The 24,141-nt window shown below is 57.8% G+C and carries 18 protein-coding genes and 4 pseudogenes; 16 read left to right on the forward strand and 6 right to left on the reverse strand.

Annotated features, from left to right (window positions below; genetic code table 11):
• Positions 1 to 87 precede the first annotated feature (87 nt).
• Together RVF83_RS10995 and RVF83_RS11000 are read right to left on the reverse strand one after the other, a co-directional pair.
• Entirely contained in the window at positions 88 to 690 is a 603-nt protein-coding gene (locus RVF83_RS10995) for an HAD family hydrolase (protein WP_005199718.1), read from the reverse strand.
• Positions 691 to 2,019: 1,329 nt separating this feature from the next.
• Positions 2,020 to 2,706: pseudogene (locus RVF83_RS11000) on the reverse strand (IS481 family transposase); the annotation flags it as partial.
• Between the two features lie 42 nt (positions 2,707 to 2,748).
• On the opposite strand from RVF83_RS11000, the gene RVF83_RS11005 reads away from it, so the two are divergent.
• The gene (locus tag RVF83_RS11005; RefSeq protein WP_341262019.1) at positions 2,749 to 3,840 is read left to right on the forward strand and encodes an IS630 family transposase; all 1,092 of its coding nucleotides are present in this window, start codon (positions 2,749 to 2,751) and stop codon (positions 3,838 to 3,840) included.
• Here the strand turns inward: RVF83_RS11005 and RVF83_RS11010 are convergent.
• The 3 genes and pseudogenes from RVF83_RS11010 to rfbA all read right to left on the reverse strand — a co-directional run.
• Positions 3,838 to 4,131: pseudogene (locus RVF83_RS11010) on the reverse strand (leucine zipper domain-containing protein); the annotation flags it as partial. The gene RVF83_RS11005 and the pseudogene RVF83_RS11010 sit on opposite strands and share 3 nt — an antisense overlap.
• A gap of 632 nt (positions 4,132 to 4,763) precedes the next feature.
• A complete protein-coding gene (locus tag RVF83_RS11015; RefSeq protein WP_005195381.1) occupies positions 4,764 to 5,054 on the reverse strand; it encodes a hypothetical protein in 291 nt (96 codons plus the stop codon).
• Positions 5,055 to 5,117: 63 nt separating this feature from the next.
• A complete protein-coding gene (gene rfbA / locus RVF83_RS11020) occupies positions 5,118 to 5,993 on the reverse strand; it encodes a glucose-1-phosphate thymidylyltransferase RfbA (protein WP_005195384.1) in 876 nt (291 codons plus the stop codon).
• A 125-nt stretch (positions 5,994 to 6,118) separates the two neighbouring features.
• Between rfbA and rfbB the strand changes: the two genes are divergently transcribed.
• Both rfbB and RVF83_RS11030 read left to right on the forward strand, forming a co-directional pair.
• Positions 6,119 to 7,213: a dTDP-glucose 4,6-dehydratase gene (rfbB, locus tag RVF83_RS11025; protein ID WP_005195396.1), complete on the forward strand. Its 1,095-nt coding sequence runs from the start codon at positions 6,119 to 6,121 to the stop codon at positions 7,211 to 7,213.
• Positions 7,179 to 8,495 (forward strand): annotated as a pseudogene (locus RVF83_RS11030) (IS256 family transposase). Before rfbB ends, RVF83_RS11030 begins: the two are co-directional and overlap by 35 nt.
• A 65-nt stretch (positions 8,496 to 8,560) precedes the next feature.
• Here RVF83_RS11030 and RVF83_RS11035 read toward each other — a convergent pair.
• Entirely contained in the window at positions 8,561 to 9,304 is a 744-nt protein-coding gene (locus RVF83_RS11035; protein ID WP_247602462.1) for a glycoside hydrolase family 26 protein, read from the reverse strand.
• Positions 9,305 to 10,214: 910 nt separating this feature from the next.
• On the opposite strand from RVF83_RS11035, the gene RVF83_RS11040 reads away from it, so the two are divergent.
• The 13 genes and pseudogenes from RVF83_RS11040 to RVF83_RS11085 all read left to right on the forward strand — a co-directional run bounded on the left by RVF83_RS11040 (position 10,215) and on the right by RVF83_RS11085 (position 24,002).
• Positions 10,215 to 11,732: a sugar transferase gene (locus RVF83_RS11040; protein WP_005195408.1), complete on the forward strand. Its 1,518-nt coding sequence runs from the start codon at positions 10,215 to 10,217 to the stop codon at positions 11,730 to 11,732.
• Positions 11,733 to 13,037, forward strand: coding sequence for a UDP-glucose dehydrogenase family protein (locus RVF83_RS11045; RefSeq protein WP_005195409.1), 1,305 nt, complete (start codon positions 11,733 to 11,735; stop codon positions 13,035 to 13,037).
• A gap of 48 nt (positions 13,038 to 13,085) precedes the next feature.
• Complete coding sequence (locus tag RVF83_RS11050; protein WP_005195411.1) at positions 13,086 to 14,000, forward strand: glycosyltransferase; 915 nt, start codon at positions 13,086 to 13,088, stop codon at positions 13,998 to 14,000.
• Between the two features lie 13 nt (positions 14,001 to 14,013).
• Entirely contained in the window at positions 14,014 to 15,096 is a 1,083-nt protein-coding gene (locus RVF83_RS11055; protein ID WP_157226814.1) for a glycosyltransferase family 4 protein, read from the forward strand.
• 89 nt (positions 15,097 to 15,185) lie between these two features.
• Positions 15,186 to 16,568, forward strand: coding sequence for an O-antigen ligase family protein (locus tag RVF83_RS11060; RefSeq protein WP_157226815.1), 1,383 nt, complete (start codon positions 15,186 to 15,188; stop codon positions 16,566 to 16,568).
• Positions 16,519 to 17,613, forward strand: coding sequence for a glycosyltransferase family 4 protein (locus RVF83_RS23720; RefSeq protein WP_083877502.1), 1,095 nt, complete (start codon positions 16,519 to 16,521; stop codon positions 17,611 to 17,613). Before RVF83_RS11060 ends, RVF83_RS23720 begins: the two co-directional genes overlap by 50 nt.
• A 522-nt stretch (positions 17,614 to 18,135) precedes the next feature.
• Entirely contained in the window at positions 18,136 to 18,750 is a 615-nt protein-coding gene (locus RVF83_RS11065) for a glycosyltransferase family 4 protein (RefSeq protein WP_157226816.1), read from the forward strand.
• A 140-nt stretch (positions 18,751 to 18,890) separates the two neighbouring features.
• Entirely contained in the window at positions 18,891 to 20,012 is a 1,122-nt protein-coding gene (locus tag RVF83_RS11070) for a hypothetical protein (RefSeq protein WP_157226817.1), read from the forward strand.
• A gap of 58 nt (positions 20,013 to 20,070) precedes the next feature.
• Positions 20,071 to 20,301 (forward strand): annotated as a pseudogene (locus RVF83_RS23725) (Wzz/FepE/Etk N-terminal domain-containing protein); the annotation flags it as partial.
• Positions 20,302 to 20,445: 144 nt separating this feature from the next.
• A complete protein-coding gene (locus tag RVF83_RS11075; RefSeq protein ID WP_255220631.1) occupies positions 20,446 to 21,465 on the forward strand; it encodes a polysaccharide biosynthesis tyrosine autokinase in 1,020 nt (339 codons plus the stop codon).
• 105 nt (positions 21,466 to 21,570) lie between these two features.
• Positions 21,571 to 22,290 (forward strand): SGNH/GDSL hydrolase family protein, encoded by a 720-nt coding sequence (locus RVF83_RS23730; RefSeq protein ID WP_369281078.1) that lies wholly within the window; start codon positions 21,571 to 21,573, stop codon positions 22,288 to 22,290.
• A 317-nt stretch (positions 22,291 to 22,607) separates the two neighbouring features.
• A complete protein-coding gene (locus RVF83_RS11080) occupies positions 22,608 to 22,817 on the forward strand; it encodes an acyltransferase (RefSeq protein WP_247602466.1) in 210 nt (69 codons plus the stop codon).
• 201 nt (positions 22,818 to 23,018) lie between these two features.
• Entirely contained in the window at positions 23,019 to 24,002 is a 984-nt protein-coding gene (locus RVF83_RS11085) for an IS481 family transposase (RefSeq protein WP_005195429.1), read from the forward strand.
• Positions 24,003 to 24,141 lie beyond the last annotated feature (139 nt).

Raw genomic sequence — 24,141 nt, forward strand, 5'->3', positions numbered from 1 at the left:
AGACTGTTCATCGACAGGAATTTCTACTATGTATGACGATAGTTCCTTCCTGACGTGGTCCACAATCTCTCGCGAGGTTTCCGGCATCTACATGTTCCCCTCGGACTTGTGCAGAGTCTGCGTCCACAGACCGGAAGGATCTGCATAGATAGCTCTGATGTTGGCTACTTCTGCGGCCCGCACGTTCTCTGAATCGTCGTCAACGAAGATCATGGACTCGGCCGTCGCGCCGGCCATATCTATAAGTAGGCGAAAGTACTCTGCCTCTGGCTTTCGGCAATGCATCTCCGATGAACATGCGACTTCGTCGAGCAAGCTAAACCACTCAAACTTAGCTCTCCAAATATCGAGCCAAGGGGCGTAATGATTTGTCGCCAAGACGGTCTTTGCCCCGCTGTCGGCGAAATATCGGAGAGCGTTGACGCCGTGCTCTATCTCTTGGAAACCGGATAGGAATGAATTGCGGATGAACGTCGCGCTATTCTTGGTCAGATTAGATAGTTCACCCCAAACCTCATCCTCGGGCAAATCCCCGATTTCGAACGGAACCTTCAGGATTTCTGTCCACATGTCCTTCGCGCGAAAGGCGAGTTGTTGATCGCCCGAGGATATCTCGAGCCAGAAGCCTCCGCGGGTTGGATCGCTTAGAAGGACTCCGCCGAGATCGAGCGCGAGGACGGGTTTCCACACTTTGTTGCCGCTTCCTGTAGGTTGTGATATATATTCTGGATAACTAACTGGGCTTCGTCGGTGATAAGGGTGTGGTGTTCAGATTCGACCCACCGGAGAGTCTCGCGTAGATTCTGGATGATTTGCGTGGGGGATTCGGAAAAAGCGACCTGGGACGCCAGACCTTCCTTGGAATTGTTTCTTAGTTCAAACTTTCTTGATGGTTCTCGGAAGTTTGGCTTCCCTAGAGTTCGTTTCTCCAATAGGCAAAGGAGCGACTCGACCACCCCAGTGAGTCTGCAGCGGGCATTTAGATACTCGCCCCTGCGCAGCTGTATTGAGACATTCGATGAATGGTAGAGTAAGCCATCAAGTGTGTTGTATAAGCCAGACTGTGCTGCTGCGGTCCGTTGTTCGGTGTACAGCCTGACGGTTCCTTCTGTATCTTTCAAAATTCCGTCACGTGCGTAGAATAATGTCGGCCAACGCCGAATCTCGTCTTGGCGAGATCTATCGAGAATTGAAAAGTCAACTCCGACCAGATCTACGATGGTGTGAAATTTTGTTAGGCCATTCCAGTACACCGTCTGAGGAGTGATTCCACACTCCCCGAAGAATCCAATTAACCGATCTCGGTTCCAATCGTCGATGTCGTCTACAAAAAGGAAGAAATCAAGGTCGGAGAGGTCATCTGGAGAGTTGATGGAATGCGAGCCAACTAGTAGTGCGGCGACTATGTTCGGCGACTTCATTATGATTTCCGAAATTCTTTCTCGGAGTTCTTCCCTGGTCGGGTTCACTATCTTCGGTACCTCTTTGCCTTAGCTGACTCTCTGAGCTTGGTGGTTACAGTGTTAAGCATGTGGGGGGCGGTGTCCTGGGAGGAGCGCGGGAAATCGAGAAAGAATGGCCAATCATCGTCGTGCCAGTAGACTCCGCCGAACCTGACAGGAGTGCTATAGCGCGGTATCGCATGGAAGTGCACGGAGGGATCGTTCTGCATAGAAGCTACGTAATTGAAGTGGGCTGGCTGAAATGCGTGTGACGCGACCGATTCGTAAGCGGACACGACCTTTTGAAGGTCTCGCATTTCTTTTCCGGTCAAGTCAGGCAGGCGGGGTGCGTCACGCTTGAGTAGGAGTACGCAGCTCCCTATGGTGATCTGTCGAGGACGTACCGCGACTATCCAGTGTTTGGTATCCAGGATTGTGGTTTCGCTGAGGCGAAACCTGTGCCAGTGCGAGAGATCGGGCAGCGCGGCCTCCTAGTGTTCGTACGTACGTCTGATTTTGGAGGATGCTACCTGACCGAGAAACGAGTGCATGTCCTTCCCTTGGAGGAACGTGAGCGCTAGGTGTAAGACCCGGGCAGGTTGTGAACGTGTAGGCGTTCGATCGGGGTGAGTCCGCCGATGCCGGTGTGGGCTCGGTGGTGATTGTAGTGGTGTAGCCAGTCGTCGTAGGTGGCTGCGCGGGCGGTCTCTGAGCTGTAGAACTCGGCGTAGGCCCATTCCGAGGCCAGGGTGCGGTTGAATCGTTCGACCTTGCCGTTGGTTTGCGGACGGTAGGGACGGGTCTTCTTGTGCTTGATCTCGGCGCCGAGGGATTCTGCGAAAACCTTTGAGCGGTAACAGGCGCCGTTGTCGGTCATCACTCGTCTCACAGTGATCCCATGTTGGCTGAAGAAGGCGTTGGCGCGGTCCCAGAACTGCGCGGCGGTCTCTTTGCGTTCGTCGGTGAGGATCTCGGAGTATGCCAGCCGGGAATGGTCATCGACGGCGTGGTGCAGATACGCGTACCCCGGGCGGTGTTTCTTGTTGTGCCGGTTGCCGATCGTGCGCCCGAGTTTGCGGTGGCCGCCGCCTTCGGGGATGCGGCCGAGTTTCTTGATGTCGATGTGGATCAGGTCGCCGGGAGCGTCGTGTTCGTAGCGTCGTGGCGGTGTCCGGCGTACCGGAAGTCCGGTGGCCTGGTCGAGGTGACGCAACAGCGGCATCCGATACCGGCGCAACACCGCCTCAACGGTCGATTTTGCTAGTGTCCTGAGTCATTAATTTCCGTTCGGTTGTTAGGCTAGGGAATGGCAACCCGGGGTCCGCGAGCAGTGGATATTGTTCTGACTGATGACGAGCGCCGTGAGCTCGAAGGGTGGGCGCGTCGGCGAACGACGGCCTCGGGTTTGGCGATGCGCTCACGAATCGTTCTCGCCGCCGCTGATGGCGGTTCGAATACTGAAGTGGCACAACGACTCGGCCTCAACCGAGGTACCGTGCGGCGCTGGCGAGGCCGGTTCGTCGAGCACCGCTGCGAGGGGTTGCTCGACGAACCCCGGCCTGGGCGACCTCGCACCGTCGACGACGAGCAGATCAAAAACTTGATCACCGCGACTCTCGAGACCACTCCGACGAATGCGACACACTGGTCGACGCGGGCGATGGCCGAGCATCTCGACATGTCACAGTCAACCGTGTCGCGTGTATGGAGAGCGTTCGGATTGGCTCCACACAAACAGGATTCGTGGAAGCTGTCGAAAGATCCCATGTTCACCGAGAAGGTCCGCGACGTCGTCGGGCTCTACATGAACCCACCCGAACGTGCCCTGGTGCTCTGCGTTGACGAGAAGACCCAGATCCAAGCGCTCGATCGCACCCAGCCGATCTTTCCCATGCTCCCGGGCACCCCGCAACGGGCCAGCCACGACTACGTGCGCAACGGCACCTCCAGCCTGTACGCGGCGTTGGACATCGCGTCGGGCAAAGTCATCGGTTCGCTTCACTCACGGCATCGCGCAACGGAATTCATCGGATTCCTCCGCAAGATCGACGCCGAGGTACCCGACGAGCTCGACGTCCACCTGGTCATGGACAATGCCTCCACCCACAAGACACCCGCGGTCAAGCGATGGCTGACCGCGCACCCGCGGTTTGTTGTCCACTTCACTCCCACCAGCTCATCCTGGATGAACCTCGTCGAACGCTGGTTCGCCGAACTGACCACCAAGAAACTCCAACGCTCCACCCATCGCACCGTACGAGCACTCAATGCCGACATCAGAGCGTGGATCGAGACCTGGAACGACAACCCCCGCCCCTACGTGTGGGTCAAGACCGCTGACCAGATCCTCGACTCCATCGCCCACTACTGCACACGAATTAATGACTCAGGACACTAGCCGCAGGTGCGCAGCGATTCGTGCAGCGCCCCAGCGACGCAGGAACCGCAACTTGATGATTCGACGTTCCCGGCGCACCGGGAGCTGATGGGGTGACCGGTAAGGGCGGCTGGACCGATCTGCCATGCCGGCCTCACCGGTCTGCCGGTAGCGGTCGGCCCACTTCTTGGCCGTGGCCGGTGAGCAGTTGAACCGTTCGGCGGCCCGTCGTAGAGGCCAACCCTGGTCGACGACGCACTGAGCCAGGGACAGACGACCACGTTCGGTGAGAAAAGCATTACGGTGGGTCATGAGGGCCTCTTGGTGATCGGCGTGTGTGTGGTAACCACATCGATACCGGAGGCCCTCACCTGTTGACCGGCACCACGCCGTTCACAACCTCCCCAAGAGTTACAGCTAGGTTCACGTGGTTGAGTCTGCGGCAGCTGTTTCATGTGCTGAGGCAAGGGCTGGTGTTTCGGTGGGTGAGGGGCGCCAGAAGACGTGACAGGCGATGACGTTCCGAAGGCGCGCTAAGGGTCGTACTCTCGGCCGTTACATCGGCTGTCTGGGAAATGGGTTGAAGCACATCGAGCGTGGGCGTCGCTCGATTGTGATAGTGCTGTCGGACCCTTCCAGCACCCTGCGGATGGTAAGGATGGCGGGACCACATTGAGGTCGGTACAGCTACTGCACGCAGCAAATCGAGGCTTCTTGCTGGAATAGCTTCGGACGACGCTTCGGCGCACCGTGACTGGCAGTTCCAATACCAGTTAGAGGTCGGTTAATGCCACGCACTCGTGCCTGACGTCGGCGGCTGCACGGCGCACGGTGATGGGAGTGGTTGCGGCGTCGATCCGTCGAGCTTGGCGGACGTATCCTGGGAAAACAGCTCCGTCCGCGCATGGAGACGCACTGCCGAAGCTACTTCTTACCCGATCCAACTACTCGTCGTACCTTCGCCGTTCTCGAGTCTTCGTGAAAGTGATTGCGGCGATGCCCACTCCGATGATCGAGAGAATGTCCGATTCGGTGAATCCGTGGTCGACGGTGATCGTCACCAACACCCGACCTTCGATTGGTCCGTTCCCGAACAGCCAGGCTACGGATAGAAATGCCAGAACCGCGGCGGCGCGGTACGTCGGACGCGCCAGGCACCACGCGCCGGTCACGAATAGGAGGTTCAGTAGCACCAGCGCGTGGAACACCGATGGGTCGACGGGGTGGCCAGGCATCCGATCAGTATCCATGCCTCGCTTGTGTCCCCGGGCCGGGGGACACTGTGAGCGTCGCGGAGCTCAGAACGCTCGACCCCGTGACAGGATTTCGAGCAGATAGTCGCCATACCCCGACTTCTGCAGCTTCACAGCTCGTGCACGGAGTTCTTCATCGCCAATGAACCCTTGACGCCATGCAATTTCCTCTGGCGCCGCGATCTTCAATCCCTGGCGCTGTTCGACGGTGCGGACGAAGTTGCCGGCGTCGAGGAGGCTGTCGAAGGTGCCGGTGTCGAGCCAGGCAGTCCCGCGCGGCAAGACTCGCACGGACAACTTCCCCTGCTCGAGGTACTCAGCGTTGATGTCGGTGATCTCGTATTCCCCGCGTGCGCTGGGTTTAAGGTTGCGCGCGATCTCGACGACGTCGTTGTCGTAGAAGTACAGACCCGGGACGGCCCAGTTACTCTTCGGCTGGGTCGGCTTCTCTTCGAGGGAGATCGCGTTGCCGTCAGGATCGAACTCAACCACGCCGTAGGCCTCGGGGTTCGCAACCCAGTAGGCGAAGATGGCGCCTCCGTCGATGTTCTCAAATCCCTGAAGCTGGCTACCAACGCCGGGGCCGTAGAAGATGTTGTCACCCAGGACAAGTGCGACGGACTCGTCGCCGATGTGGTCGGCACCGAGGGTGAAGGCCTGGGCGAGGCCGTCGGGCGAGGGCTGGGTCTTGTAGGTGAGGTTGATGCCGAACTGATCACCATTGCCGAGCAACCCCTGGAAGGCCGGCGCGTCGTGCGGGGTGGTGATGATGAGGATGTCGCGGATGCCGGCGAGCATCAGCGTCGAGAGCGGGTAGTAGATCATCGGCTTGTCGTAGACCGGGACGAGCTGCTTGCTCACACCCTGGGTGATGGGGTGGAGCCGAGATCCGGTGCCGCCGGCAAGGATGATGCCCTTCATGACTGCAGGCTAAACGCCCAATGGAGCATTTGCAGAACTGGGTCGGTACTCTGTGACAAATTCTGCACAGTCATTGTCCTCGATTTGTGTGACTGCAATTCGTTAATCTTTGTGAAGGATTCTTCATGCAAATTCTCGTGACCGGTGGTGCCGGTTTCATCGGCGCCAACTTCGTGCTGCGCACCCTGACCACCCGCCCCGACGTGACGATCCGGGTACTGGACAAACTCACCTACGCCGCCAACCCCGAGACCCTCGCCCCGGTCGCCGACCGCGTCGAACTCATCGAAGGCGACATCGCCGACGCCGCCCTGGTCGACAAGCTGGTGGGCGAGGCCGATCTGGTGGTGCATTTCGCCGCCGAATCCCACAACGACAACTCCCTGGCCGACCCCTCGGCCTTCGTACACACCAACCTCGTGGGCACCTACACCCTGCTCGAAGCCGTGCGCGCCCACCAGGTGCGCTACCACCACATCAGCACCGACGAGGTCTACGGCGACCTCGACCTCGACGACCCCGCCCGCTTCACCGAGCACACCGCCTACAACCCGTCGAGCCCCTACTCCTCGACCAAAGCCGGCTCCGACCTGCTCGTGCGCGCCTGGGTACGCTCCTTCGGCGTCGCCGCGACCATCTCCAACTGCTCCAACAACTACGGCCCGTACCAACACATCGAGAAATTCATCCCCCGCCAGATCACCAACGTGCTCTCCGGGGTGCGCCCCAAGCTCTACGGCGACGGCCGCAACGTGCGCGACTGGATCCACGTCGACGACCACAACGACGCCGTGTGGACCATCATCGACAAAGGTCAGATCGGCGAAACCTATCTGATCGGCGCCGACGGCGAAGTCGACAACCGCACCGTCGTCGAAACCATCCTCGAACTCCTCGGCCAGTCGGCCGATGCGTTCGACTTCGTCACCGACCGCCCCGGCCACGACCGCCGCTACGCCATCGACTCCACCCGCCTACGCACCGAACTCGGCTGGACCCCCAACTACGTCGACTTCCGCGCCGGCCTGGCCGCCACCATCGACTGGTACCGCGACAACACCGACTGGTGGCAGCCCGCCAAGGACGCCGTCGAACAGAAATACGCCGCCACCGAGCGGGACTGTCGTGAGAACGGTGTAAGTGGCCTTACCGCCCTCGGTGTGTCGGGGGCAGGAAGGTCGCATCATGACCGACACTCTGGTGGCTGTGGAGCCATCTGATGAACACGATGACGGGATCGTCGAGGTGCCTGCGGACCGCAGCGTCGATGAACTCGAGGTAGCCCGCGAGCTGGTCCGCCAGGCCCGGGAGGCCGGGGTCCGCCTGACCGGTCTGCGATGGGTTGCTCAAAGCGATGACGAAAACGGTGCTCGAGACGGCGCTCGATGAAGAGATGTCTGAGCATCTCGGTTACGACAAGCACGACCAGCGTGGTCGTGGGAGTGGCAACTCGCGCAACGGGTCTCGGTCGAAGAACGTGCTGACTGATGCGTGTGGGCAGGTCGAGATCGATGTCCCCCGGGACCGGGCGGGCACCTTCGAGCCGCAGATCGTGAAGAAGCGCCAACGCCGCTTGACTGATGTGGATGAGGTGGTGTTGTCGTTGTATGCCCGTGGGCTCACCACCGGTGAAATCAGTGCCCATTTCGCCGACATCTACGGTGCTGCGGTTTCCAAAGACACGATCAGCCGGATCACCGACCGGGTGCTCGAAGAGATGGCCACCTGGCATGCCCGTCCGCTCGAACGCGTCTACGCCGCGGTGTTCATCGACGCCATCCATGTCAGAATCCGCGATGGGCAGGTAGGGCCCCGGCCGATCTACGCCGCGATCGGGGTGGATCTGGCCGGGCAACGTGACGTGCTCGGGATGTGGGCAGGTGAAGGCGATGGTGAGTCGGCAAAGTACTGGCTGGCGGTGCTTACCGAGCTGAAGAACCGGGGTGTAGCCGACATCTTCTTCCTCGTCTGCGACGGGCTCAAAGGCCTGCCGCAATCAGTCGGGGCGGTCTTTCCCGACACAGTGGTGCAGACGTGTGTCATCCATCTGATCCGAGGCACATTCCGCTATTCCGGCCGCCAGCACCGCGATGCTATCGCCAAGTCGATCACACCGATCTACACCGCCCCCACCGCTGCAGCCGCGGCCGCGGCGCTGGATGCGTTCGACGCCGAGTGGGGCACCGGTACCCGGCAGCTATCCGGTTGTGGCGCAACGCATGGCAAGAATTCATACCGTTCCTCGACTACGACATCGAGGTCCACAACGTGATCTGCTCGACGAATGCGATCGAGGCGCTCAACGCCCGCTACCGGCGCGCAGTGCGGGCTCGTGGGCATTTCCCGAACGAGCAATCGGCGCTAAAGTGCCTGTACCTGGTGACCCGGTCGCTCGACCCGACCGGCACCGGACAGAAACGATGGACAATGCGGTGGAAACCAGCACTCAACGCATTCGCCATCACCTTCGCCGACCGCATGCCGGCCAGCGAGGACAACTAATCGAAAACGCCACTTACACCGTTAATCTGATACTCCCCACCGAGCGGGTCACGAGCTGAGCTACGTCAGCGGTGCGTCCATTGAGAGAGACTCTCGCGGAATGCCGCGGTGCTCGCGGATGACGAGTTGAATCTCCAGTCGCGTTCCTTGTCCATCTGGAACCAGACGAACCCCGAGACTCGCTCGCTTGTCTCGATGACGGTGAAGAACTCTCGGATCCACTGTGCCTTGAGTCCTGGTTGATTTCCCTCAGCACAGCCGACTTCGGTCACGAGGATTGGAAGGTTGGGCGTAAGCCTGTCAAGGGCCGCGACGCTGTGTGAGAAGAGCTTGTCGGCAGACTGCCACTGGTGCCCAGGGATCGTGCCCCAGTTGTAGCCGTCCAGTCCGAGATAGTCCACGAACTCGTGCCCCGGGAAGCAATTGGTGAAGTCGGTAGTGCCCTCCGTGATTGCGTTGGGAGCCCAGACGAAGCTGACATTGGAAGCTGCGCTGCTGATGATCGCGTACATCCGCTGCCAAGCGGCCCGGTATTCAGCTGCGGAGTTGCCGCTTACACCTACGGACCACGGGTACCAGGAACCGTTCATCTCCTGTGCGAATCTCAACAAGACAGGGTGCTTCCACGAGGAAAGCTGACCGGCCCACCGATGCAGCGCAGCATCGTGCTGACCGGCGGCGACTCTTCTCGGAGCAAACTCGGATTGAGTTTGCCCGGCGTACGGATTCCATGGCTCCAAGGTGAGGAGGGGAGTAGCGGCGACCCGCTGGACCACGTCCAGAGTTGCAACCGGGAGCTGATCATTCATCGACACAAACACATGAACGATGTTGGGTTTCGTCCCAGCCAGCTGCGCTAGTTGATCGATAGCTTTCGCTGAACCCGCACTGGAGAGGACGCTTCCTGGCAGGAAGCAACCCCAATAGTGCTGGGGCAGCGAGTTTGAAGGCGATCCATGATCTGCTGACGAGCAGGCGGCAAAGTACGTCGAGGTCGCGGTTCCGACACTCGCCAACAGGAAGTTGCGCCGAGTAAGGAACCGGGATGGCCTCGCCGGACTGGTAGGGTGCATCGCTGCATTGTCCCCGATCGGCGCAGCAAGTACGGCGGTGCTTACGGGATACCCGGTCAGCCGGGCGCCGTGAAGATCGGGTGTTAAACCTCTATCGGGACTGTTTACGAGAATGTCACGTCGAATACCCCGAATGCCCGATATGGGATTTGAGAAGGGCAATCATTATCCAATGAAATCAAATCTCGACAGAATGTCGTACGATTCGCGTGATTTCTGACGATGTTCTGGCTGGATTGTCGCGCCAGGCAGGCAACTCGCCCACAGCACCGGGAATGTGATGACCAACACACTATCGCAGAGTAACTTGGGTCGAAAGTCCCTGGCATGACGCGCAATCCAGCAGGAGAAGTGCGATGTTCTGGCCGCTTGGGTGGCCTAGAGGCTACGCCGCACTGCTGGCCGAAGGCGGCCGCACTGCCAATGTCGATTTACCACGGGAATGATCCTGCAGAATTGCACACCGAATGTCGCTCGTCCGGACTACAAGAACCTCCCAAGTTGTAACTGTGACCATCCTGAAATAGTCTCTCAGCATCCGTACAGACAATTGCGGAGTCGAACGTTAGTCAACGTTCTGGTGGTTGGGCGTAGGGGCCGATCGCCACCTTCGAGTTCATTCACTTTGTGTTGTGGGAGGTTGGCAGTGGCCTATCGTCCGGCCTATGACGGATCGGGGCGAGGTTCGGAGCGCACCACGCCAAGCCTGCGCTACGTCAGCAGGGGACGTGACCGGTCTCGGTCGTGGATCCATGGTTATGTGGTTCGACTGGCTTGGACCGACGCGGCTATCGTCGCGTTCGCGGTGACGGTGGCGCAGCTAGCGCGCTTCGGCGCGGATAACGCGCTGACGCCGAACGGAGCTGCGCAGGTGCCTGCCGCCCTTGTGTCCGTGTTGCTCGGCCTGACTTGGATTCTGGCACTTCGTGCCTTCCAGACTCTCGACCGAAGAATCGTCGGTTCGGGGTCGCAGGAGTACAGCCGAGTCGTGACCGGATGCCTGGCGGTTTTTGGTGTCCTGGCGATGGTCGACTTGCTCTTTCGGCTCAACATCGCGCGAGGGTTCGTTGCCATCGCATTACCCGTGGGTACCGCAGCTCTACTTCTCTCGCGATGGTTGTGGAGGCAGCGACTCGGCCAGCAACGACTGCAGTCGAAGAATCTTGAGCATGTGCTGGTTGTTGGCTCCGCAGGCTCAGCCTTCCCGATGATCGAGCGACTTCTACGGCAGCCGAATCTCGGGTATCGCGTGGTCGGGATCTGCCTTCCTACGCGTATCGGCTACCGAGACTCGGTTACGGTCGGGGGCACCGACATCTCTGTATTCGGGACCTTCGACGACGTCAGCAACTCAGTTCTCGAATCGGGAGCAACAACTGTCGCGGTTACGTCCGCAGAGGCACTTGGTCACGACGCGATGCAGGCGCTGTCCTGGGACCTAGAAGGTCTCGACGTGGACATGATGGTATCTCCTGGCGTTACGGACGTTGCAGGACCGCGTGTGATGGTGCGACCAGTGGCGGGTCTGCCGCTACTTCACATTGACAAACCTCGTTACGAGGGCGCAAACCGATTTCGAAAGGCATTGGTCGATCGAGTTGGTGCGGCACTGATTCTGACGTGCCTAGCGCCTGTACTGGCGGCGGTCGCGGTAGCCATAAAGTTAGATTCGCCTGGCCCTGTCTTCTATCGCGCTAATAGAGTCGGGCTGAACAATGCGCCCTTCTCGATGTGGAAATTTAGATCTATGGTGCAGGATGCAGACGCGCAGAAAGACAAACTCCGAGCACAAAATGAGGGTTCCGGCGTTCTGTTCAAGATTCGAGACGATCCGCGGGTGACGCGGGTTGGAACATTCATCCGAAGATTCAGCATCGACGAGCTGCCACAGCTGTTCAATGTTCTGGGTGGGACTATGAGCCTTGTTGGTCCTCGTCCTCCGCTGCCGGACGAAGTGGATCGATATGACGGAAGGGTCGCACGTCGGATGCTGGTCAAACCAGGAATGACGGGTTTGTGGCAAGTATCGGGACGATCAGATCTGTCGTGGGAAGAGTCTGTGCGCCTCGACCTTTCGTATGTTGAAAATTGGTCAATCATGCAAGATGCGCTGATCCTATGGCGAACGGTCAAGGCAGTAGTGGCGAAAGATGGTGCGTACTAGATGAAAATGGTAGTGATCGGTCTTGGCTACCTCGGCGCAACGCACGCTGCGTGCATGGCGGAGCTCGGGCACGAAGTCTTGGGAATCGAACTAGACGACCGGCGCCGTAACATGCTGGCCGATGGGGAAATACCGTTCTACGAACCGGGCCTACGTGAGCTCATTCTGAAGCACATCACTAGCGGCAAGTTGAGAGTATCTGGCTCATACGAGGATGCTGCTGAATGGGCGGATGTGTTCTTTATTGCAGTCGGGACGCCACAGAAAAAGGGCGAGTACGGGGCCGACCTCTCCTACGTCGATGGTGCGGTAAGCACTCTAGTGCCGCTGCTGACAAGAGATGCGCTAATAATTGGGAAATCGACGGTACCAGTAGGTACGTCCACGCGTCTGAGTACCCTAATCGACGACTCAGCTAAGGACGAAGTTAAAGTTGAGATCGCTTGGAATCCCGAGTTCCTTCGGGAGGGGCACGCGATTGACGACACTCTGCGACCTGACCGGCTGGTTTTAGGTGTCGAGCCGAATGGCCTCGCCGAGGAAGTGGTGCGAGAGATCTACGCACCACTTATTGAGTGTGGCACACCTTTTCTGGTAATGGATAATCCGAGTGCGGAAATGGTAAAGGTTGCTGCTAACTCGTTTCTAGCGACAAAGATTTCGTTCATTAACGCCATTGCGGAGGTATGTGAGGTGGCAGGAGCCGACGTCACGGCAGTAGCCGATGCAATTGGGTACGATGATCGGATCGGAAGACGCTTCCTAAATGCGGGCCTTGGATTTGGCGGCGGATGTCTACCGAAGGACATCCGCGCATTTATGGCTCGAGCCGGCGAGCTTGGAGCAGCTGAAGCCCTGGCCTTCTTACGCGAGGTTGACAACGTCAACATGCGCAGGAGAAATCGCATGGTCAATTTAGCTCGCACGGCGTGCGGTGGGTCAGTGCTCGGCACGAGGGTGGCTGTTCTTGGCGCCGCTTTCAAACCCGAGTCTGACGATGTTCGAGATTCTCCTGCCCTAAACGTAGCGGGACAGTTGCAACTGCAAGGCGGATCGGTAGTCATCTACGACCCGAAAGCGAAGCAGTCGTCGCAGGCTTTGTTCCCAACGCTCGAGTATGCAGACAGCGTCGCTGAAGCATGTGTGGGCGCAGACATCGTGCTGGTCTTGACAGAGTGGGAGGAGTTTCGTCGCCTCGATCCTACGGACGTCGCGGCGAAAGTCCGCAGGAAAACTGTAATCGACGGCAGGAACTGCCTCGATGCCAGCGCATGGCGTGACGCGGGTTGGCGATTTATCCGATAGACAAGCTTATTGTATTCCTCGAGACAGTGCAGAAGGGTACGGTCGTTTATGCGAGGCGAAGAAGGTCCTAGCGATGCACCTCGCGCGCTTCCAGATTATGACATCGTCATAGTTCACTACAAGAATAGTAGGATCTATTCCCTCCTGGAATCGATCAATAAACTTGAAGTATCTCCGGCGCGTGTCGTAGTGGCCGATAATAGCGGCGACTTTGACACTGGCCGGGTTGCGAGGCGTCATGATATCCCGATTGATGTCTTGCGGTTAGATAATCCTGGATACGCTAGTGCAATCAATCGAGCGGCAGAAACGATCGAAAGTCCTAGTAAATTTCTTTTGGTGCTCACCCACGAGGTAAAAATATTTCCAGGTGCGGTCTCGCGCCTATTGGAGGCGGCTTTGGAGTCGCCGAGATACGGTCTCATCGGCCCACTTCTCGTGGACAACGAAGAGGGTACAAGGGTCTATTCTGCCGGCGGACGTTATCTGACCGGTGCGCGCCCGAAGCATCTCTCCGCAGGTGATTTGCAAGCCGGAAGACGACCCGATTACGTAGATGGCGCAGTAATGCTGATTCAACGGGACGTATTCGAAAAGATCGGCGGGCTTGACGAAAAGTACTTCTTGTACTACGAGGACAACGACATTTGTCAGAGGGTTCGACTGGCGGGATATGATATTCACTTAGCGCCCGCTGCGCGCTTTGGCCAGCAGACTGGAAACTTCACGCACTATTATCAGACCCGGAATCAGATATTGTTCTCTCGGGCTTATAGTAGCTTTTTCGGAACTGTGGTTGCATTGTGCTGTAAAATGGGGGGCGCGGCCAGAGCCTCGATTCGCGGGCGAGATAGTGATCCGTTCTTAGGTGCGTTAAGAGGTTTCTGGCACGGCATAAAGAGCAAGACGGGTCCTGATCCTCGGCAAATTCCGGGAAAGGCCGTGGTGGTAGTAGATGCGTAGAGTCTGCTTTCTGTTGAGTAAGAATCCCCATGAGTTCACAACGGGGGACACTACTGTTTCGAAGCTCGTGACGGAGCTGGCTGCTGAATCCTTCAGCGTGAGTCAGGTGGCTTTGACTGTTGATCCTCAACTGCTCGGTAACCACAATGGCATTTACGGGGTTCCGAAGCCACCGCCTTCTCTCACGTCGATCGCTTACAAACTGGCTACAAAGTTGCGAAGCCCTGTTCATGCGAGATTTGATATACCGAATTTATCAAGGCGCATTGAGCAATCGCCCGACCAGAGCTACGTGGCCGAGCACTCTTATATGGCCGAGTCGGCATTGACTTCAGGCGTTCTGCAACGCAATCTCTACATAAATACACATGTCTCCGAGTCCGACGTGTACCGAAACGGCGGGAAGACTAGCGGACGAGTTATGGCGCCGCTGATTCTACGTGACGAGTTGCGTGTGGCAAGGCGAGCGAAGCGGATTGCGTGCTTCGACGGGGACGAGATTCAGAGGTATGAGAGGGCCGGCCTCCGGGACGTCCAGTTTCTCCCACTGACGTTGCGTCCTGCGGAAAAAGCAAAGGTCGCTGGTACCGAGAAGCAGCTGGTCTTCGTAGGTGACCAACGATGGCCCCCGAATAGACAAGCGATTGAGCGACTGGCGTACCTATGGCCCCGAATCCAGTTGCAGGTACCCGGGGCGCGATTGAAGATTATCGGAAAGCCAGACCCGAACGGGCGGCCCTGGCATTTCCCCCCGTCCGTCGAGGAAGCCGGCTTCGTTGATGATCTGTCTTCCGAGTTGAGCAGCAGCCGCGCGATGGTTGCGCCGCTTGCGGTTGGTGGTGGCGTTCGTGTGAAGATCCTTGAGGCGATAAGCGTAGGACTACCCGTAGTTTCAACAACGACGGGGTGGGGCTCGCTCGCTGGATTGTTCGATATGACCGGTTGTGATTCAGATGATCTGTTTATCGATGAGTGTGTTCGATACCTGTCCGATCCGAGTTACGCAGCAAAGGTCGGTAGGGAGCTGTACGACGCAAACTGGACCCTGTGGGAAGAGCGTGTGGCGGCTCGGGCGGTCGAGTCATGGCTGGCCTAGGTGGGACGAACAAAGCCGCATTGCGTACGCCACTCACTGACGGTCTAGGGAGCGCGGTTCCTCTAGTTCTTCTGGCACTCAGTTCGTTTGTGGCGTACGTCTACCTCATTGCGAGCTATCTTCCCCCAAGCCAAGCGGTTACAACGTGGACAGCCGCGGTTGGGTTGTATGCGGTACTCGTCCTTGCATTCTTTGTTCCACGTCATGTTTTGGCCGAGGTGGGTGCAGTCGTTGGCATCGTTGGTGTTGTTCTCATTCCAAACTTCGGTGCTCCGCTATCGGTAAAGGCGCCCCTTGCCGGTGTGTTGGCAGCGCTGTTGATGGTGTCTGTCGCACGGTTCGGATTGCCGGACCAGATAGGAAAACCGCTCGCTTTTCTTGCCGGCTTCTTTATATACGCGCTAGTTTCAGCGCTCAGCTATGGCGCCATGCAGAGCGTGCAATCGTTAACTCTCCAGATCGCCACGGTCTTCCCTATCGCTGCCTTCCTGCTTCAACTGGACGGTCGGCGCTTGGAGCGGTTGCTATGGACAGTCTGTTGGATCGGGGTTATCGAGGCGGTTTGGGCAGTCGCGAATGCCTTAGAGGTTCTTCCCCTGCCGTGGGGGATTTTAGGTAAGGAGCTGGGCGCGGAGGGGCAGGTTCACAATCTTATTGAACAGCTGACTGTCCGTGGGTCTGGCTCACTTGCTCATCCTCTTGCCTGCGGCTGGTTCCTCGCGTTCTGTGTAGTACTGCTTGGAAAGCTATCCGGACGGTCGCGGGTGCTGCGGTCAATATTCGCTGTTCTCTATATCGCGGGAATAGTCTTCACAGGTACGAGGAGTGCGTTAATAATCGTGACGCTAACGTGTGTCGCAATCCTGATTATCAGTTGGAGAAACATTGCGATTCCCGCGAAGATCGCAGCAGTTTTCGTGCCAGTAGCACTAGCACTCGTCAGTGCTATCTCCTTTGAGTCTTTGATTCTAGAGCCGTTGGGCCTTTATGGCGTCGATAACACAGCGTCGTATTATCAGCGAGCAGACTCGGCGGACGCGTTCTTTGCGCTCCTAAACGCTCCGGTTAGTTTGCTAGTCTTTGGGGGTAATCCGGATCAGCTAAGCACTCGTCCCGAGTTCTACTACTTGGCACAGAATGGAATCTTTGCCATCGATAACCAGTGGGTGTCGGCGCTCGCGAAGACCGGAGTAATAGGACTGGTCCTATTGCTGATGTTCATATCTGGGGTATTCCGCAGATCTCGTAGCCGCTTTCCGTGCGCGCTGTTTCTGGTCGGGTCGACGCTGGCCTTTAGTCCGCTCGATTGGAACATCGGCGTAGTGATGTGGGTGATTCTTGCGCTACCGCAGGTGCCTCAGCGAGAACCGGGAAAGAACACTGCTGCTTCTCCAAGCGTTGTTTCTGACTCTGAAGCGTCTAATGTTGTTGCTGGCGGGATTGGTAAGGAAAGTGCAGCCGGTGTTATCTAGTGCAAAGATCCATGTCGTTCATGTGACGGAGGCCTTTGGCGGAGGTATCCAGACTGCAATTGCGCAATATGTTCAAAATTCGCCCTGGGCTAAGCATACAATCATTGCGAGGGCAAGGTCTGGGCACGACGTTGGAGAACTGGATCAGTTCTCCAACGTGAGTTTCGTTTCAGCTGGAGATTCTGTCGCACAGTTTCTCGCGAACGCTCCAGAGTTGGTCAACAATGTTCGCGCGGACGTGATTCATCTGCACTCCAGTATTGCTGGTGCTTTGCGCCTTCACCCCAAGCTTAGATGCAGGAAGGTCATCTACACTCCGCACTGCTATTCGTTCGAAAGGCTGGACCAACCTCGGCTTCGTCGTCTACTGTATCGGTGGTTCGAGCGGATCTGTGGATACATTCCGCACGTTGTGGCTGGTGTTAGTGAGTACGAAGTTGCGGTAGCGCGCCGTATCTCATCAAACGCCAGAGTAGAATTGCTGCCTAATGTAATGCCGTCGAGCGAGAATGTCGCAGGCTTGTTGCGTGACGATGAAACTAGAACTGTCGCGACCGTTGGACGTATCTGCGCCCAGAAGGGTCCGGAAATATTCGCCGAAGGTTACCTAGCTTTCAAGCGGTCCGGAGGACCGAGCGATGTCTCTTGGATTTGGGTTGGCGACGGTGACCCAGAGCTCCGGGCGCTGCTTGAGACCGCGGGGGTCCTGGTACTCGGATGGCAATCAAATGCGGATGTACGTGCGATCCTTCGTCGTTCGTCCTTGTATGTGCACACAGCTAGGTGGGAAGGGGCGCCGATCGCGCCGCTTGAGGCGTCGGTCCACGGAGTACCGGTGATGATGCAGCGGACCCGAACGACCGGTTCGTTGGGGTACTTGACGTTTGATTCGGCCCTTGAGCTGGGGGGTATTGCAGCTCGGTACTTCCTCGACGAGGCATACAAGGGAGAGGTCTCGGTGTTCGAGGCGGAGCGACGGGCAGACATGGATTGTGGGGCGCAAACAGCGGCGCTCTCGCGTCTGTATGCCGAGGTAACGGTCTAGTGCGGGTCCGCAAAGGTAGCCTCGGAGGCAAATTCGAACGTGGTGTTCTCCGACTAGCTCCGAGGACTGAGGTCCTGCGAGTGTACGACCGTGCGAGGACCGCGCACGTCGAGCGGGTGCTGGCTATCCCGAAGCTAGATCAAGTTGTCGTTTATAGGCGGCGGTCATACGACTTTCCAGATCGCCCTCCACCCCAATGTTATTCAGCGCTCCAGAATTGGGTCGTTGATAGCTGTGCTTCGGTTGCGTCCGCGCGTGATCGAGGTCAACGAACCCGGTGTACTCGGGGCATGGTCGGTATTATTTCCGGTCTCGCTCTTGGTTTGTTTCACGCGTGCTCTACGGATAGGCGCGCGGCCTCAGCTAGTTTTCTATGCCATTGAAAACCTGGATCCCGTCCCCTCTATCTCGCTGCGAACGCACTTGCCGAATGCAGTAGTCCGTCCCCTCTGGTCGATCGCATGTCGGTGGCTATTCTGGGTTGCAGATAGGGTGGCCTTTGGTACCGAATCATCACTCAGAATGTACAAGGATTATGTTCCTGGGTTGTCGACGAAGATTCGTCACAAGGTATTTCCGGCGTTGGATATGCCGCGGCTCCAGAATGTAAAGAAGGAGCGTGTCGTGGTCTTCCTGGGCGCGTTTGAGCTGAGAAAAGGCATCGACACCGTAATGGATGCGTGGCGTGAAATAGATGTTTCAGCAAATGCTAAGCTGATCTTTATCGGTAAGGGCGATTTGTCAGAACAAGTCTCTCGTTATTGCCAGGAGACGGCGACCGCGTGTGTGTGTATCGACCCGCCACGTGACGATATTTACGCGGCCCTCGCCGAAGCTTCAGTGCTTGTGCTTCCATCTCGGACCTCGACCGATTGGAGGGAACAGGTCGGTCTCCCTATCGTTGAAGCGCTATCGATGGGTTGTGAGATTGTTACTTCGGACTCCACTGGTCTGGCCGATTGGTTGCGGGAACACGATCATTTCGTGCTGCCAAGTGATGCGTCCGCTTCGGATTATTCGCGCGCAATCGTTGGCGCGCTCGACCGTTCGTGCCGTGCGGTATCAATTCTCGATTCGCTACCCCGTGATCACGACGGGCGTGAGCTTGCTGACCGTTGGATGTGCCGATGGGGATAGACCAGATTTCCATCTCACCTGTGAGGAGGCATTTGGCGGCGCCTGCGGTAGCCGCAGTATCTCAGGCGCTTGGTCTTGCTCAGTATGGCTTCTTGTGGCTAAGTTCAGGATTCGGATACTATTCCGACACGTTGTTCTTGATGCAGGCTTGGGTCCTTGTTTCCGGTCAGATCATCTTGCAAGGTGTTGCATTCCCGATCTGGTTGCGTGCACGAGGTTCTGGTGCCGGCGGGAGGCAGTTTACTTGGCTAGCGGCTTCTGCTTCAGTGCTGCTTGTTGGTGGAATTGGCTGGTGGCGGCTCGCCTACGTTCCTAGCGAGTACGATTTCGGTGCGGTCGTTTGGATCATATTCTTTTCGTTGCTGACGGCTCCCCTCGCGACCGTCGGATTCGCGATGGCTCTCCGCGCAGCATCAGCTGGACGCCCAATGTTGCTGGCGTCACTGACGCTTCCAACCTCGGTGTTGGCGTGCGCCCTAATGCCTTGGTTTCTAAGCAGTGAGTCGGCCAAGTCGATAATTCTGTCGTTGTGCATGTTTTTAGGAAACGTGTGCTTCGTGGCGATTGCAGTGCTTACGGAGCGGGTGTCACTGTTTGGCGGGCGAAATACAGTTTCGCTTCGTCAGCACCTCACCTCTGAGAGCGCTTGGTTTGCGGCCCGCTCCGGCGCAGGCTATTCGACAGGCGTCATTTTGCAGACTGTTGCCTCTGCGCTGCCGGCCAGCGCGCTATCTATGCTCTCGTTCTCTGCGAAGTTCGTTGCCGGCGTAGTTGCGGTCGGCGTGAACGCTGTCCTTCCACGCCTGGTGCATCGTGACAGGGCAGACACTTCCGGCGCCTTCATAATTATCAGGTACGTGGTCGGACTTTGCCTTCTTGCGGAGGCGGTAACAGCTGCTGTATCTCTTGCTTGGAGGCCTGACGGTGGCGCGTACTTACCGCTAATGCCGCTTGTCATCGCTTGGGCCGCGGCCGCATCGATAAACGCGTGCGTGCAGCGCGTGGCGTTGAAATCGCTTGCCGCATCGTCTAGCAAGCTGACGATCATGGCCTGTGCGTGCGTAAGTGGATTGGCGTTTATACTCTCTGCGTCTGGGGAGCTGAACGTCTTTCTGCTGGCGCTCCTGTTTATTGTCCTCGAGATCTCTTCGGCGCTCCTGCTTCTGCTGAGTATGAGACAATGGAAGGACGTTTGGGTAGTTGGAATTGGCGCTCTGATCTGCGGGTTTTTGGTTGGCTTTGTCACGGTGATGTGGCATTGACCGCGACGATTAAGTGTGGGGTGGAGCTTAGGCTCTATCGTATGAGAGGAATGTCATTATGAGCACAAAGAACGCGTTTGTACGTCGCTCGGGATCTTTCGGAGAATCGGTGGCGGTTCTAAAGCGGGATTGGTGGTTTGCTGTAGTCAGTGCGTTGGTTTTAGCGCTGCTGGCCCTTGGATTTAGTCTAATGCAGTCCCCGGTCTATCAATCTTCCGCGACCTTGTATGTAACCTCGGGAGCGGATGGTAACGCCGTTTCTGCGCTGCAGGGCTCGCTTGCGTCGCAGCAACGGGTTGCGTCGTACGCGATGCTTGTTCGATCGGACTCTGTGCTGTCGGATGCTCTTGAGTCGTCATCTCTGCCGATGTCGGTTGAAGAGGCTCAAGGGCGTGTTGCTGCTTCCAGCACCCCTGACACTGTGTTGTTGAGCGTGGAAGCCAGGGATACCAATCGTGAGCACGCGTACGTGCTGGCGAATGCCGTAGCAGATTCTCTTGTCGCCTATGTAGCTAGTCTTGAGGAGCCGGCCGCGGGCGGCGTACCTCTTGCAAAACTTACGGTAGTGACCCCGGCATCAATTGCCGAGTCACCCGTAAGTCCGCGGACCTACCGAAACGTGGCGCTGGGTTTTCTTCTGGGCGCTTTCCTGGGAGTTCTTTTGATTCTCGCTAGGGCTCGGTTTGATACGAAGGTACGGTCTACAGACGACCTTGAGATCCTTGAACTGCCAGCGCTCGGTGTGATACCTCGTGACACGGACCTCGAAGGCCGGGGTGCCCTAGACTTCTCCGTCGGTTCGTCGGTGACGGCGGAGGCATATCGTAGCCTTCGAACGAACCTGTCTTTCTCGAACGTCGATGCGCCGGTTAAAGTCATCATTGTGACTAGCCCCAGTTCGGGCGAGGGGAAGACCACGACCGCAATCAATCTCGCGGCTGCGCTCGCTGAGGCTGGAAATCGTGTTGTGATTGTTGATGCAGATTTGCGTCGTCCGACGCTCGCACTGAGACTGAGTTTGAACGGTGAGGTTGGCCTCACAACGTATCTTGCAGGATCTGCACAGCTCTCCGATTTGGTCCAAGAGACTGGAATGTCGGACCTCGATGCTCTATCGAGCGGTAGCCTTCCTCCGACGCCGGCAGAGCTGCTGGGATCTCAGCGTGCTGGCCTGTGTTTCAGTGAGTTGGCGAGTATATACGACTATGTGGTGATCGACTCACCGCCAGTCCTGCCGGTTACCGACGCTGTGGTTCTCACCCAGTGGGCTGATGGTGTTCTCCTGGTTGCGCGTGCGGGGCGGACCACGCGACCAAATCTTACTGCGGCGACCGAGAATCTGAGCAAAGCCAACGCGACGCCCATCGGGGTGGTTCTTAACGATGCTTCATCATCATCAGGTGCGTATAGCTACGCGTACTATGGCGAGTCTCGGGAATCTGAACTCGTTTAGGGCGGTTTCTCGCTTGGGAGAATTGAGTCGGCTGGTTTTTCGGAATCTTCATCTGGTTGCGGATGGGTGTCGTTGTGTGACGGATTCACAGTGTTCTGTGACTTGATGCGAAAGGTGTCTTCGTCCAGGGGGTTCGTGGCTGTAGTGACCGCGGCGTTGTTGATTGTGATTGTCAGCTCTTGCTCTCCCGCTGCTAGTGACCGCGAGACGAAGCCGAGTACCAAGGTCGATCGATGTAAGCAAGCTACCTCGGACGCTGCCGAGTTCGATTTCTTTGGTAGCGGAAAGTTGCTCGTTGCGGTAATCGGCGATTCATACTCATTGGGTACGGGGGCTGGTATACCCAAGGAGGACGCTTGGCCAATTGTGATGTCCAAGATTCTGGGCGTTCGCGTGGCGATTCTTGGTGAGGGGCGAACTGGCTATCTGAACGGCGGCTATTGCGGAACTAGCCGCTACGCTGGACGCGTCTCAAGAGCGGTTGGAATGTCTCCGGACGTTGTGGTAGTCGCTGGCGGAATAAATGACGTCGGTCTCGGTGACTTGACAGGCGCTGCATTTGAAGTCCTCCAAGGTTTAAAGGAAGTCAATCATTTGGTGGTGGGCCCAGTAGTCGTTCCGTCAGTCGACGCCGTCGGTACGTCAGCCATCGACCTCAGTCTGCGTCTCGTTGCGTCTGTGCACGGATCGTTCTTCGCTTCGGCGCTTGGCTGGCCCATTGAGCTGACCGAGGACGGGTTGCATCCGACGTCAGAGGGATATGCGGACTACGCAAGTCGGGTCTCGGCGCTCCTTCAGCCTCGTCTGATGCTTACGGATAGGTGATTCGAATGGACAGTAAAGTACGCAGATTCTTTAGGAACTATCGGCGCGACGTTCTACTGAATACAATTTTCGCGTCGGGATTGTTTCCTAAGCCCTTGCGCTGGCGAGCATTGAGGGCGAGCGGGATGGGTGTGTCTAAGTCTTCTATCGCATCGTCTGTTTTCTTCGGTTCAACTAGGGTTTCGATAGGTGAGGAAACCTATGTTAGCTATGGCTGCTTCTTTGACTCGTTGGCGCCTATCTCGATCGGCCGGCGGTGTTCGGTAGGTATGAGGGTTTCGTTTGTTACGAGTGATCACGAGGTTGGAATACCGCCGATGCCCCGAGCTGCTGGAGAGGGTCGGCGTCCGATTGTCGTCGGGGATTACTGCTGGATTGGGGCCGGTGCGATAATCCTTCCCGGGGTAGTGGTCGGTGAAGGATGCATAATTTCAGCTGGTGCTGTCGTTATCCGAGATTGTGAGCCAAATGGTCTTTATGCGGGTGTTCCGGCTATCCGCAAGCGAGATCTGCCCACCTCTATGTAGACGGTTGGGCACCTGCGGCGACCTCCGGTCCGTAATCTGACCAGGAGTTCTCATATGTTGGGCGAGAACTGTTTCATTTTCTGGTTAGGGTGCTAGTTGTAACTCTTGGGGAGGTTGTGAACGGCGTGGTGCCGGTCAACAGGTGAGGGCCTCCGGTATCGATGTGGTTACCACACACACGCCGATCACCAAGAGGCCCTCATGACCCACCGTAATGCCTTTCTCACCGAACGTGGCCGTCTGTCCTTGGCTCAGTGCGTCGTCGACCAGGGTTGGCCTCTACGACGGGCCGCCGAACGGTTCAACTGCTCACCGGCCACGGCCAAGAAGTGGGCCGACCGCTACCGGCAGACCGGTGAGGCCGGCATGGCAGATCGGTCCAGCCGCTCTTACTGGTCACCCCATCAGCTCCCGGTGCGTCGGGAACGTCGAATCATCAAGTTGCGGTTCCTGCGTCGCTGGGGCGCTGCACGAATCGCTGCGCACCTGCGGCTAGCGAAATCGACCGTTGAGGCGGTGTTGCGCCGGTATCGGATGCCGCTGTTGCGTCACCTCGACCAGGCCACCGGGCTTCCGGTACGCCGGACACCGCCACGACGCTACGAACACGACGCTCCCGGCGACCTGATCCACATCGACATCAAGAAACTCGGCCGTATCCCTGAAGGCGGCGGCCACCGCAAACTCGGGCGCACGATCGGCAACCGGCACAACAAGAAACACCGCCCGGGGTACGCGTATCTGCATCACGCCGTCGATGACCATTCCCGGCTGGCATACTCCGAGATCCTCACCGACGAACGCAAAGAGACCGCCGCGCAGTTCTGGGACCGCGCCAACGCCTTCTTCAGCCAACATGGGATCACTGTGAGACGAGTGATGACCGACAACGGCGCCTGTTACCGCTCAAAGGTTTTCGCAGAATCCCTCGGCGCCGAGATCAAGCACAAGAAGACCCGTCCCTACCGTCCGCAAACCAACGGCAAGGTCGAACGATTCAACCGCACCCTGGCCTCGGAATGGGCCTACGCCGAGTTCTACAGCTCAGAGACCGCCCGTGCAGCCACCTACGACGACTGGCTACACCACTACAATCACCACCGAGCCCACACCGGCATCGGCGGACTCACCCCGATCGAACGCTTACACGTTCACAACCTGCCCGGGTCTTACAGCTACCGCTAGCCCTAGTATCGGCTGTATATAGGGGGAGTGGCGTTAGCCCTCAGGTGTCGCCGGGCTTCAATTTACCCATCGCGTGTACTGTCGGCTCGCAGCTGGCGAGCTTCTCTTCTCGGCGGCGGGATTCGTGGCGGGGATCCAG

It is taken from the genome of Gordonia rubripertincta (genome assembly GCF_038024875.1).
Lineage (GTDB): Bacteria > Actinomycetota > Actinomycetes > Mycobacteriales > Mycobacteriaceae > Gordonia > Gordonia rubripertincta.

Excerpts from the sequence above, each read along its gene's own strand:
- RVF83_RS11080 (WP_247602466.1), top strand. The coding sequence starts at position 22,608 with ATGCCCCGAGCTGCTGGAGAGGGTCGGCGTCCGATTGTCGTCGGGGAT.
- rfbB (WP_005195396.1), top strand. The coding sequence starts at position 6,119 with ATGCAAATTCTCGTGACCGGTGGTGCCGGTTTCATCGGCGCCAACTTC.
- RVF83_RS11070 (WP_157226817.1), top strand. The coding sequence starts at position 18,891 with ATGCAGGCTTGGGTCCTTGTTTCCGGTCAGATCATCTTGCAAGGTGTT.
- RVF83_RS11085 (WP_005195429.1), top strand. The coding sequence starts at position 23,019 with ATGACCCACCGTAATGCCTTTCTCACCGAACGTGGCCGTCTGTCCTTG.
- rfbA (WP_005195384.1), bottom strand. The coding sequence starts at position 5,993 with ATGAAGGGCATCATCCTTGCCGGCGGCACCGGATCTCGGCTCCACCCC.
- RVF83_RS11005 (WP_341262019.1), top strand. The coding sequence starts at position 2,749 with ATGGCAACCCGGGGTCCGCGAGCAGTGGATATTGTTCTGACTGATGAC.
- RVF83_RS23730 (WP_369281078.1), top strand. The coding sequence starts at position 21,571 with ATGCGAAAGGTGTCTTCGTCCAGGGGGTTCGTGGCTGTAGTGACCGCG.
- RVF83_RS11045 (WP_005195409.1), top strand. The coding sequence starts at position 11,733 with ATGAAAATGGTAGTGATCGGTCTTGGCTACCTCGGCGCAACGCACGCT.
- RVF83_RS11015 (WP_005195381.1), bottom strand. The coding sequence starts at position 5,054 with ATGCCTGGCCACCCCGTCGACCCATCGGTGTTCCACGCGCTGGTGCTA.
- RVF83_RS23720 (WP_083877502.1), top strand. The coding sequence starts at position 16,519 with ATGTTGTTGCTGGCGGGATTGGTAAGGAAAGTGCAGCCGGTGTTATCT.
- RVF83_RS11065 (WP_157226816.1), top strand. The coding sequence starts at position 18,136 with ATGTACAAGGATTATGTTCCTGGGTTGTCGACGAAGATTCGTCACAAG.
- RVF83_RS11050 (WP_005195411.1), top strand. The coding sequence starts at position 13,086 with ATGCGAGGCGAAGAAGGTCCTAGCGATGCACCTCGCGCGCTTCCAGAT.
- RVF83_RS11035 (WP_247602462.1), bottom strand. The coding sequence starts at position 9,304 with ATGAATGATCAGCTCCCGGTTGCAACTCTGGACGTGGTCCAGCGGGTC.